The 11,650-nt window shown below is 72.5% G+C and carries 11 protein-coding genes; all 11 read left to right on the top strand.

The genetic code is table 11. The features are described 5' to 3' along the window. Nucleotides 1-243: 243 nt before the first annotated feature. The 11 genes from AC24HA_RS10430 (at nucleotide 244) to AC24HA_RS10380 (ending at nucleotide 11,621) form a co-directional block, all read left to right on the top strand. Entirely contained in the window at nucleotides 244-810 is a 567-nt protein-coding gene (locus AC24HA_RS10430) for a hypothetical protein (RefSeq protein ID WP_425709539.1), read from the top strand. A gap of 121 nt (nucleotides 811-931) precedes the next feature. Beyond that, nucleotides 932-1,693, top strand: coding sequence for a YebC/PmpR family DNA-binding transcriptional regulator (locus AC24HA_RS10425; protein WP_425709538.1), 762 nt, complete (start codon nucleotides 932-934; stop codon nucleotides 1,691-1,693). Between the two features lie 29 nt (nucleotides 1,694-1,722). Then, nucleotides 1,723-2,481 (top strand): TSUP family transporter, encoded by a 759-nt coding sequence (locus tag AC24HA_RS10420; RefSeq protein ID WP_425709537.1) that lies wholly within the window; start codon nucleotides 1,723-1,725, stop codon nucleotides 2,479-2,481. Between the two features lie 22 nt (nucleotides 2,482-2,503). Then, on the top strand, nucleotides 2,504-3,133 hold the full coding sequence (ruvC, locus tag AC24HA_RS10415; RefSeq protein WP_425709536.1) for a crossover junction endodeoxyribonuclease RuvC: 630 nt from the start codon (nucleotides 2,504-2,506) through the stop codon (nucleotides 3,131-3,133). 110 nt (nucleotides 3,134-3,243) lie between these two features. Beyond that, nucleotides 3,244-3,876, top strand: coding sequence for a Holliday junction branch migration protein RuvA (gene ruvA / locus AC24HA_RS10410; RefSeq protein ID WP_425709535.1), 633 nt, complete (start codon nucleotides 3,244-3,246; stop codon nucleotides 3,874-3,876). 52 nt (nucleotides 3,877-3,928) lie between these two features. Further along, nucleotides 3,929-4,933 carry a Holliday junction branch migration DNA helicase RuvB gene (gene ruvB, locus AC24HA_RS10405; protein ID WP_425709552.1) on the top strand — a complete coding sequence of 335 codons (1,005 nt, stop codon included), beginning with the start codon at nucleotides 3,929-3,931 and terminating at the stop codon, nucleotides 4,931-4,933. A gap of 199 nt (nucleotides 4,934-5,132) precedes the next feature. After that, nucleotides 5,133-5,567, top strand: a complete 435-nt coding sequence (locus tag AC24HA_RS10400) for a preprotein translocase subunit YajC (RefSeq protein ID WP_425709534.1) — start codon at nucleotides 5,133-5,135, stop codon at nucleotides 5,565-5,567. Between the two features lie 13 nt (nucleotides 5,568-5,580). Then, on the top strand, nucleotides 5,581-7,620 hold the full coding sequence (gene secD / locus AC24HA_RS10395; RefSeq protein WP_425709533.1) for a protein translocase subunit SecD: 2,040 nt from the start codon (nucleotides 5,581-5,583) through the stop codon (nucleotides 7,618-7,620). After that, nucleotides 7,620-8,717: a protein translocase subunit SecF gene (gene secF, locus AC24HA_RS10390; RefSeq protein ID WP_425709532.1), complete on the top strand. Its 1,098-nt coding sequence runs from the start codon at nucleotides 7,620-7,622 to the stop codon at nucleotides 8,715-8,717. Before secD ends, secF begins: the two co-directional genes overlap by 1 nt. Further along, a complete protein-coding gene (locus tag AC24HA_RS10385; RefSeq protein WP_425709531.1) occupies nucleotides 8,714-9,271 on the top strand; it encodes an adenine phosphoribosyltransferase in 558 nt (185 codons plus the stop codon). The genes secF and AC24HA_RS10385 overlap by 4 nt, the downstream gene beginning before the upstream one ends. 49 nt (nucleotides 9,272-9,320) lie before the next feature. After that, complete coding sequence (locus AC24HA_RS10380) at nucleotides 9,321-11,621, top strand: RelA/SpoT family protein (RefSeq protein ID WP_425709530.1); 2,301 nt, start codon at nucleotides 9,321-9,323, stop codon at nucleotides 11,619-11,621. Nucleotides 11,622-11,650 lie beyond the last annotated feature (29 nt).

Here is an 11,650-nt window from a genome sequence, read left to right as displayed (position 1 = left end):
AGGCGTACGAGGACATCAGGGGATCGCACGGATGCCCAGCAGGACAGTTCGGACGCGCGTCTGTCACTGTGAATACTGCCCCCGGTGGAATTGTCCAGCCACCGGGCGGAGCGATCTCACACTTCGAGGGATGGTCCGCAACTCGCATCGCGACGAGTGGCGGAGGGGGTTATTACCGGCTAGTCGCAGACGGGTGGTTCACGACGAGGTCGGTTGACTGCTCCAACTTCGGACGCTGAACGCGTGCGAGTCGCCCGCTTTCGCGTCGTACTCGCGTTCAGTGTGGTCGTATCGACGATGCTCGCCGCGTGCGGCGGCTCCGAAGGTGCCGAGCCGCCCTCAACCTCGGGCCCTGCCACCGTGTCTGAAGCGCCCCCGCATTCCGAGCCGGACACGTTTCACGGCACACCCTCCGAGCGCACTGCCGCGATGGCGACCTGCATGGAGGATCTCGGTTACCTCATCACTCCCGAGGACGACGGCTTTGAGATTGAGCCGCAGGGGCACTCAGGCGACGACGTTGGCGACGACTACGCCGCGTGCAGCGCGCAAGTGGGTCGCGTCCACGCGACATCCTTCAGCGACGCCCAGATCCGCGAGTCCTACGACCGCCGAGTTGATGAGCACGACTGCCTCGTGGCCAACGGCTGGGCGATCGGCGACCCGCCCGCGTGGGAGACCTTCCGCGACGGGTGGCGCGTCCAGGGCTCGACCTGGGAGCCCGTCCACGACGCGCAGGTCGCTGAAGACTCCGCCTCGGGCATGGCCGCCATCGCGGAGGAGTGCACGTCCGACGCCGACGTGTGGTGACACCCGCGTCCCTGGTGCCGCCCGGCGGGTACGATGCCGGACGGACCTGGCGCCGTCGACGCGCGGCGCACGCCGCACTCCGGCCGCCGACGACCAGCGGGACGCGAGCGAGGGAGACACGATGTCGGGACACTCCAAGTGGGCGACGACGAAGCACAAGAAGGCCGCGATCGACGCCAAGCGCGGCAAGCTGTTCGCGCGACTCGTCAAGAACATCGAGGTGGCCGCCCGCACGGGCGGCGGTGACCCGGCCGGCAACCCGACGCTGTTCGACGCCATCCAGAAGGCGAAGAAGAACTCGGTCCCGTCGAGCAACATCGACAACGCGGTCAAGCGCGGGTCCGGCGAGCTCGCCGGGGGCGCGGACTACGAGACGATCATGTACGAGGGCTACGCGCCCGGCGGCGTCGCCATGCTCGTCGAGTGCCTCACCGACAACAAGAACCGCGCGGCCTCGGACGTGCGCGTCGCCTTCACCCGCAACGGCGGCAACCTGGCCGACCCGGGCTCGGTCGCCTACCTGTTCAACCGCCGCGGCGTCGTCGTCGTCCCCAAGGCCGACGGCGTGGACGAGGACGACGTCCTCGCCGCGGTGCTCGACGCGGGCGCCGAGGAGGTCACCGACCAGGGCGAGACCTTCGAGATCCTGTCCGAGGCCACCGACGTCGTCGACGTGCGCACCGCGCTCGTCGACGCGGGACTCGACTACGACTCGGCCGAGTCGCAGTTCGTGCCGTCGATGGAGGTCACCGTCGACGCGGACGGGGCGACCAAGGTGATGCGGCTCGTCGACGCGCTCGAGGACCTCGACGACGTGCAGAACGTGTTCTCCAACGTCGACATCCCCGACGAGGTGCTCGCCGAGCTCGACGCTCAGGACTGAGCGGTCCTCGGACCCGGCCCGGGCGCCCGATGAGCCTCGGCGAGATCCTCGTCGCCGTCACGGCGGTCGCCGTCGGGACCACCCTGCAGCGCGTCTCGGGGATGGGCGTCGGCCTCGTCGTCGCCCCCGTGCTGTCGCTGCTCATCGGCCCCGTCGCCGGGGTGTGGCTGACGAACGCGACGACGACGGTGTCCGCCTTCGTCATCTGGCGGGCGATGCGCACGGGATCGGACTGGCGTCGGCTCCGGACGCTCCTGCCGTGCGCGGTGATCGGCGCGGTGCCGGCCGCGCTCGTCGTGCGCGAGCTTCCGCTCGCCTGGCTCGAGATCACGGTCGGGTCGATCCTCGTCCTCGGCCTGCTCGGCACGGTCCTCGCCTCCGCGGCGGACCGGCTGCCCCCGGTGCGCGGGCCGTTCGCCGCGGGGGTGGCGGGCGCGGTCGGCGGCTTCTTCAACACGACCGCCGGGGTCGCGGGCCCGTCGCTGGTCATGTACTCGAGGCTCTCCCGCTGGCCGCACCCCAGCTTCGCGGCCTCGATGCAGCCCACGTTCCTCACCATGGGGGTCCTCTCGGTGGTCCTCAAGCTCGGCGTCGGCGCCGCGCCCGTCTCCGACCTCCCCCAGTGGTGGGTGGTCGCCCTGCTGGCCGGCACCGTCGTCGCGGTCGTGCCCCTGGCGGGGCGGCTCGCCGCGCGGGTGCCGGCCGAGACCGCCCGGCGGCTCGCCCTCACGGTCGCCTGGGCCGGCGCGATCGCCACCCTGCTGCGCGGCGCTTCACGTCTGCTGTGACCGCGGGTGCGAGAGTGGAGGGGTGCGCATCCTCGGAGTCGATCCCGGTCTGACCCGTTGCGGCCTCGGCGTGATCGAGCGCGGCGGCGGGCGCGAGGTCGCGCTCGTGCACGTCGAGGTCGTCCGGACCCCCGCGGAGGACGACCCGCACATGCGGCTGCTGGCGGTCGCCGAGCGGCTGGACGCCGTGCTCGCCGAGCACCGGCCCGACGTCGTGGCGGTCGAGCGCGTGTTCGCCCAGGCCAACGTCCGATCGGTCACGGGCACCTCGCAGGTCGCGGGGGTCGCCATGCTCGGCGCCGCGCGGGCCGGCACCGGCCTCGCCCTGCACACGCCGAGCGAGGTCAAGGCCGCCGTGACGGGCGACGGCCGCGCGGGGAAGAAGCAGGTCCAGGAGATGGTGCGCCGGATCCTGGGTCTGGACACCGCACCGCGGCCCGCCGACGCCGCCGATGCCCTCGCGCTGGCGATCTGCCAGGCGTGGCGCGGAGGCGGCGCGGCAGCGGCCGGACGCGGGACCGCCACGGCCCAGCACGGCGGGGCGGGCATGCTCCCCGACACCGCGGGCGCCGGTCTCACGCCCGCCCAGCGGGCCTGGGCCGACGCGGAACGCCTGGCGCGCCGCGCGGGAGCGGTCGCCCCGAGACGATAGGGTGTCGAACACGTGTTCTGCCGCAGGAGGGTCGAACCGGAATGGGCACGCGCCCGGCCCGGGCGGCCCCGCGGCGGGACGGCCGACGGATCGAAGGAAGGACCGAACCGGTGATCTCATCGCTGCGCGGGACCGTGGCGCGCGTGTCGCTGCAGGACGCCGACATCGTCGTCGGCGGCGTGGGCATGCGCGTCCAGGCCGCGCCCGGCACGCTGGCCGGACTGCGCGAGGGCTCGGACGTCACGGTGCCGACCTCGCTCGTCGTGCGCGAGGAGTCGCTCACCCTGTTCGGGTTCCGGGACGTCGACGAGCGCGACGTCTTCGAGACGCTCCAGACCGTCTCCGGGGTCGGCCCCCGGCTCGCGCTCGCCATGACCGCCGTCCTCAGCCCGGACCAGCTGCGGCGCGCCGTGGCCGACGAGGACCTCGCCACCCTCCAGCGCGTCCCCGGCATCGGCAGGAAGGGGGCCCAGCGCATCGTCCTCGAGATCGGCGAGCGGCTCGGACCGGCGGGCGACGCCCCGCCGCAGGACGCGGACGCGGCCGACGCGCCGGCACCGGGCTCGCTCCCGGCCCACGCCGGGGAGGTCGTCTCCGCGCTGGCCACGCTCGGGTGGTCCGAGCCGCAGGCGCGCGCCGCGGTCGACGCCGTGCTCGCCGCGGACGACGCACCACCCGACGGCGACGTCCCCGCCCTCCTGCGCGCCGCCCTCACCCACCTGGGCGGGGGGCGCCGTGGCTGAGGACGTCCCGGGACCGACGGGCGGGCCGACGCAGGGCAGGTCGGACGACGACGTGCTCACCACCGGCGCCGACGACGTCGAGCGCGCCGCCGAGGCCGCCCTGCGACCCAGGCGTCTCGCGGACTTCATCGGCCAGCGCGTCGTGCGCGACCAGCTCGCGCTCGTCCTCGCCGCCGCCACCGCCCGCGGCGCCGCGCCCGACCACGTGCTGCTCTCCGGCCCGCCCGGGCTCGGCAAGACGACGCTGGCGATGATCGTCGCCCACGAGGTCTCGGGCTCGCTGCGGCTCACCTCGGGGCCGGCGATCACCCACGCCGGGGATCTCGCCGCCATCCTCTCCGCGGTGCAGGAGCACGACGTGCTCTTCATCGACGAGATCCACCGGCTCGCGCGCCCGGCCGAGGAGATGCTCTACCTCGCGATGGAGGACTTCCGGATCGACGTCGTCGTGGGCAAGGGACCCGGGGCGACCTCGATCCCGCTCGCTCTCCCGCGGTTCACGGTCGTGGGCGCCACGACCCGGGCCGGCCTGCTGCCGGCGCCCCTGCGCGACCGCTTCGGGTTCACGGCGCACCTGGAGCACTACGACGTCGACGAGCTCGTCCAGGTCCTCACGCGCTCCGCGACCCTGCTCGGCATCGAGCTCACCGAGGACGCGGCCGGCGAGCTGGCCGCCCGCTCGCGAGGCACGCCCCGCATCGCCAACCGGCTGCTGCGACGGGTGCAGGACTACGCGCAGGTGCGCGGCGCCGGCGTCGCGGACCTGACGGCGACCCGTGCGGCGCTGACCATCTTCGAGGTCGACGACCTCGGGCTCGACCGGCTCGACCGGTCCGTGCTCACGGCGCTGTGCACGCGGTTCGGGGGCGGGCCGGTCGGGCTGACCACGCTCGCCGTGTCGGTCGGCGAGGAGCCGGAGACCGTGGAGACCGTCGCCGAGCCGTTCCTCGTGCGCGAGGGGCTCGTCGTGCGCACCCCGCGGGGGCGGGCAGCCACCACGGCCGCGTACGCGCACCTGGGTCTCGAGCCGCCGGCCGAAGGCACGCTCTTCTCCTGAGACCGCACGCCTCCTGAGACCGCACGCCTCCTGAGACCGCACGCGCGTCTCGTGACAGGGCGCTCAGCACCCTCCGGCCGGCGCTGCCCGCGCCTGGCCGCCCGGTCCGGGAGACAACCTTCACGGAGAGCCTGGGCCCGGCCGGAGCGCCCACGCCCTAGACTGCTCTGGTTCGCCCCTTCACCTGATTGGTCTGCGCGTGGATCCCACACTGCTCCTCCTCGTCCTCGGCATGGTCCTGCTCTTCTGGTTCATGAGCCGGCAGGGGAAGAAGGCCCAGCAGCGCCAGCGGGAGAAGGTCGAGGAGGGCCTCGTCCCGGGCGGCTGGGTGCAGACCATCGCGCGCACCTACCACCAGGTGGTCGAGGTCAACGGCGACATCATCACCCTGTCGAACCCCGACGGCAGCGAGTACCTCGTCCACCGCACCGGCATCGCGCAGCCCACGCAGTCGCCCTACGAGCTGATGTCCGACGGGTCGCACGACGACCTCGACGACGAGCCCGTGGCCGACGCCGCGACCGAGACATCGGTCGACGACGCCCGCGAGTCCGCGGGCGGCGACGCTCCCGCCGTGGACCAGGAGAACGAGTGGTTCGACGACGGCCGCCCCGGCCGCGACGACCGCAGCTGACGCCCGTCCCGACGTGTCCGACCCGAAGAAGCGGCGTGAGCCGCGCCGCCCGAGGCTGCCCCGCCCCGCGCGCACGCTCCTGGGCCTGCTGGTCCTCGTCGTCGCGCTCGTGGGCACGCTCACGGCCGGCAACCTCGCCGGCAGTGCCTCGCCGGTGCCCCGTCTCGCGCTCGACCTCGAGGGCGGCACGCAGGTCATCATGACCCCCCGCACCACGGACGGCTCCGCCATCGAGGGCGAGGACGTGGCGCAGGCGATCGAGATCATCCGCAACCGCGTCGACGGCTCGGGCGTCGCGGAGGCCGAGATCACGAGCCAGGGCGCGCAGAACATCGTCGTCGCGATCCCCGGGCGTGCGTCGGAGGAGACCCTCGAGCTCATCAGCCGGTCCGCGCAGCTGAGGTTCCGCCCGGTGCTCGCCCTCCAGGACCCCACGACGATCGACCCGAGCCAGCTGCTGCCCGAGGAGGCCCCGACCGACGGCGCCGAGTCCCCGACCGATGGTGCCGAGGCGCCGACCGACGGCGCCGGGTCGCCCGCGGAGTCGGGGTCCGAGTCGGCCACCGCCGGCGCCGGCACCGACCGCGCCCTGGCGGCGGCCGCCGACGCCCCCACCGACGGTCCCGGCGCCGCCGAGATCCCGGACGAGGTGCGCGGCGCTGCCTTCATCGCGGCCGACGCCGACGGCGACGGCGAGCTCGCGACCGAGCCCACCGAGGAGCCGGCCGACACCTCCGACACGGCGTGGATCACCGAGCGCGTCCAGTACGACATGTACGCGCTGGACTGCACGGACCCGGCCAACCAGGCCGGCGGCTGGGCGGACGACTCCGGCACCGCGGTGGTCGCGTGCGACCCCACCGGCCAGCAGAAGTTCGTGCTCGGTCCGGCCGTCGTCGAGGGCACGCAGCTGACGGGCGCCAGCTCCGGGATGCAGGTCAACAACCAGGGCATGTCGACGGGGCTCTGGGCCGTCAACCTCGAGATGAACTCCGAGGCCACCGAGGTGTTCGCCGAGGTCTCCCAGCGCCTGCCCACCCTACCGCCGCCGCAGGACCAGTTCGCCATCGTGCTCGACGGCGTCGTCCTGTCCAACGCGGGGTTCAACAGCGCGATCCTCGACGGCAGCGCGCAGATCACCGGCTCGTTCACCGACGAGGAGGCGAACGCGCTCGCCAACCAGCTGAACTTCGGCTCCCTGCCGATCACGTTCGAGGTGCAGTCCACCGAGCAGATTTCCGCGACGCTGGGCTCCGAGCAGCTGACCAACGCCGCCCTCGCCGGCCTCGTGGGCCTGGTTCTCGTCGTCGGTTACATGATCTGGCAGTACCGCGGCCTGGGCCTGCTCTCGGTCGCGAGCCTCGCGGTGGCCGCCGCGATCGTCTACCTCGTCATCGCGCTGCTCAGCTGGTCGATCAACTACCGCCTCTCGCTGCCCGGCGTCGCGGGACTCATCATCTCCATCGGGACGACGGCGGACTCGTTCATCGTGTACTTCGAACGGATCCGCGACGAGATCCGGGACGGCCGCACCCTGGCCTCCGCCGTCGAGCACGGCTGGAAGCGGGCCCGGCGCACGATCATCGCGTCCGACGCGGTGAACTTCCTCGCGGCGATCGTGCTCTACCTGCTCGCCGTCGGCGGGGTGCGCGGCTTCGCGTTCACCCTCGGACTGACGACGATCATCGACCTCGTCGTCGTCGTGCTCTTCACGCACCCGGCGATGCAGCTGCTCGTGCGCATGCCGTTCTTCCGGGACGGCCACACGCTCTCCGGACTCTCACCGGAGCGACTCGGTGTCGACCCCGCTCTCTACCGGGGCGCCGGCCGGTTCCGGTCGCGCCGGTCCTCGACCGGCACGGGCGAGGGCGGGTCCGGGGACGACGACGCCGGCACCACCGACGGGACGAAGGTTCCCGTGGGGGCCGGCACGACCATCGCCGAACGCCGGGCGGCCGAGCGGCGTGCCGAGCGCGAACGACGCAAGAAGGAACGATCGGTCGACCCCTACGCGGGGCTCGGCGGGTCCGGCGACGACGGGGCGGTGGTCTGATGGCGTCCCTCTCCTCGATGGGCAACGACCTCTACACGGGGAAGCGCTCCTTCGACATCGTCGGCAGGCGCCGCACGTGGTACGTGGCCGCCGCCGTCCTCGTCCTGATCTCGGTCGGGGTGCTGCTCGTGCGGGGCATCAACCCGGGCATCGACTTCCGCGGCGGCTCGCAGTTCACGGTCTCCGGCGCGGCGACGCTCGACCAGTCGCTGGCGACCGACGCCGTCGCCGACGTCGGCGGCGAACCGCCCCGGGTGGCGGTCGTCGGATCGTCCTCGCTGCGCGTGCAGACGGCCGAGCTCTCCGACGAGCAGACGCGCGAGCTGAGCGAGGGCCTCGCCGAGGCCTACGACGTCCCGGTCGACGACGTCACGGCGACGTTCGTCGGGCCCACCTGGGGCGCGGACGTCACCCGGCAGGCGCTGCTGTCGCTCGGCATCTTCCTCACCGCCGTGTCGGTGGTGATGGTCCTGTACTTCCGGGCCTGGACGTTCGCGGCGGGGGCGATCATCGCGCTGCTCCACGACGTCGTCCTCACGGTCGGGATCTACGCCGCGATCGGTTTCGAGGTCACGCCGTCGAGCGTCATCGGCTTCCTCACGATCCTCGGCTACTCGCTGTACGACACGGTCGTGGTCTTCGACAAGGTGCGCGAGAACACCGCCGACGTCCTCGAGCAGGGACGGGACACGTACGCCGAGCGCTCCAACCTCGCCGTCAACCAGACCCTCGTGCGCTCCATCAACACGTCGGTCACCGGGCTGCTGCCGGTCGGTGCGATCCTCATCATCGGTGTCCTGCTCCTCGGGGCGGGCACGCTGCGCGACATCGCGCTCGCCCTGTTCGTCGGCATGCTGCTGTCGACCGTGTCGTCGGTGTTCATCGCGGCGCCGGCCGAGGTCAGCCTGCGGATGCTCGACAGCGACTACCGGCAGCACACCGACGACGTGCTGCTCGAGCGCGCCGGAGAGCACCCGGAGGCGCGCCCGGCCGACGGCACCGACCACGAGCCCGACGACGAGGCCGGCCGGTCGGCGGGAGCCGGGTCCGCCGCGGGCTCACCGACAACCGCGGTCCGACGGAGGAAGAAGCGATGAGCACAGCCAGCGCAGGTGAACCCGGCTTCGGTCCCGAGATCACGGCGATCGTCGATCAGCACATCGCCCTGGTCCCCGACTACCCCAAGCCCGGGGTCCTGTTCCGGGACATCACACCGCTGCTCGCCGACGGGCCCGCGTTCGCCGCGCTCGTCGACGCCTTCGCCGAGCGTTACCGCGGCAGGGTCGACGCCGTCGCCGGACTGGAGTCCCGCGGGTTCATCCTCGGGGCGCCCGTGGCGGTCGCGCTCGGGGTCGGCATGATCACTGTCCGCAAGGCCGGTCGCCTGCCGGGCGAGGTCATCGGCGCGGACTACTCCCTGGAGTACGGCGAGGCACGCATGGAGGTGCGACCCTCGACGGTGGCGCGCGGCCAGCGGGTGCTCGTCGTCGACGACGTCCTCGCCACGGGTGGGACGGCCGCGGCCGCGTGCCGACTCATGGAGGAGGCCGGCGCCGAGGTGGCCGGCCTGGGGATGCTCATCGAGCTGGCCGAACTCGGCGGACGCGCGCGCCTGACGGGACGGCAGGTCGACTCGGTCGTCGTCGTCTGAGGCCGGGCCCGCGTCGGCCGGTCCCCGGGTGGAGCACTATCATCCTGGGATGACCATCGAGCGGACCGGGCAGCCGGCGGCGTCCTCGCCGTCCGGCTGGGGACGCTCGCGCCTCGTGTGGCTCGGCGGACGCTCCCACCAGTTCCCCGCGGCGATCGAGCCCGTCATCGGCGCGCTGCGCGCCAGCCACCCCAAGGCCAACGTCCAGCTCGTCCGGCGGGCCTACGAGGTCGCGGAGCGTGCCCACGAGGGACAGACGCGCAAGTCGGGCGAGCCCTACATCACCCACCCCGTCGCGGTGACGACGATCCTCGCCGAGCTGGGGATGCCCGACGTCGTGGTGGCCTCCGCGCTGCTGCACGACACGGTGGAGGACACCGACTACTCGCTGGACCAGGTGCGCAAGGACTTCGGCGACGAGATCGCGCTCCTCGTCGACGGCGTGACGAAGCTCGACAAGGTCCACTACGGCGAGGCCGCGCAGGCCGAGACGGTGCGCAAGATGGTCGTCGCGATGGCCAAGGACATCCGCGTCCTCGTCATCAAGCTCGCGGACCGCCTGCACAACGCGCGCACCTGGCGGCACGTCTCCCAGGAGTCCGCGCGCCGCAAGGCCCGCGAGACGCTCGAGATCTACGCCCCGCTCGCGCACCGGCTCGGCGTCAACACCATCAAGTGGGAGCTCGAGGACCTCTCGTTCCGCACGCTCTACCCCAAGGTCTACGACGAGATCGACCACCTGGTGGCCGAGCGGGCGCCCGCCCGCGACGAGTACCTGGCGAAGGTCCGCTCCCAGATCGAGCAGGACCTCAAGACGCACCGGCTCAAGGCGGTCGTCACCGGCAGACCGAAGCACCACTACTCGATCTACCAGAAGATGATCGTGCGGGGCCGCGACTTCGACGACATCTTCGACCTCGTCGGGGTTCGTGTGCTCGTCGACTCGGTCGGCGACTGCTACACGATGCTCGGCGCCGTGCACGCGCGATGGACGCCCATGCCGGGGCGCTTCAAGGACTACATCGCGATGCCGAAGTTCAACCTCTACCAGTCCCTGCACACGACCGTGCTCGGCCCGGGCGGGCGGCCGGTCGAGATCCAGATCCGCACCCACGCCATGCACCGGCGTGCCGAGTACGGCGTGGCCGCCCACTGGAAGTACAAGGAGGGCTCCCGTGCGGGACGTGCCGCGCCCGAGCCGTCCGGCGGGGAGATGGGCTGGCTGCGCCAGCTCGTCGACTGGCAGAAGGAGACCGCCGACCCGGGCGAGTTCCTCGACTCCCTGCGCTACGAGATGGCCGGCTCGCAGGTCTACGTGTTCACGCCCAAGGGTGACGTGCTCGCGCTGCCCGGCAGCTCGACCGCGGTGGACTTCGCCTACGCCGTGCACACGGAGGTCGGTCACCGCACCGTCGGGGCCAAGGTCAACGGCAAGCTCGTCCCGCTCGACCGGCGCCTCGACAACGGTGACTCGGTCGAGGTGATCACGTCGAAGTCTCCCGAGGCGGGCCCCTCCCAGGACTGGCTGAGCTTCGTCGCGAGCCCGCGCGCGAAGAACAAGATCCGGCAGTGGTTCACGAAGGAGCGCCGGGAGGAGGCCGTCGAGGGCGGGCGGAACGCGCTGGCCAAGGCCATGCGCAAGCAGAACATGCCGATCCAGCGCCTCATGAGTGCCGAGGCCGTGCACTCGCTCGCGGTGGAGATGCGGTACGCCGACGTCACGGCCCTGTACGCCGCGATCGGCGAGGGGCACGTGTCCGCGGCGAACGTCGTCGCCAAGCTCGTGGAGTCGATGGGCGGCGACGACGGGGCGGAGGAGACGCTCGCCGAGGCGACGATCCCCGGCACCGGTACGCCCGTGCGCCGCAGCGGCGACTCGGGCATCGCCGTCGAGGGCATGGACGGCTCCGACGTGTGGGTGAAGATCGCTCGCTGCTGCACCCCCGTCCCGGGCGACCCGATCGTCGGGTTCATCACCCGCTCCCAGGGCGTGTCCGTGCACCATGCCGAGTGCCAGAACGTCGACCAGCTGCGCACGCAGAGCGAACGGCTCGTCGGCGTGGAGTGGGTCGAGAGCCCCGAGTCCACGTTCCTCGTGCAGGTGCAGGTCGAGGCGCTCGACCGGCACGGCCTGCTGTCCGACCTCACGCGCGTGCTCTCGGAGAACCACGTCAACATCCTGTCCGCGTCGATCTCGACCACCCGTGAGCGGGTGGCGATCGGCCGGTTCGTCTTCGAGATGGCCGAGACCGCGCACCTGGGCTCGGTGCTCAGGGCGATCCGGCAGGTCCAGGGCGTGCTCGACGTCCAGCGGGTGATGGGGCGGCGGCCGGAGGGCCGGCGCGGCTGACCCGGGCCGTGCCGTGGGTCGCGCGGTCG

This window comes from Georgenia sp. Z1491, assembly GCF_057652395.1.
The sequence above is the reverse complement of the archived record's forward strand: the minus strand, read 5'-3'. Positions and strand labels throughout refer to the sequence as shown.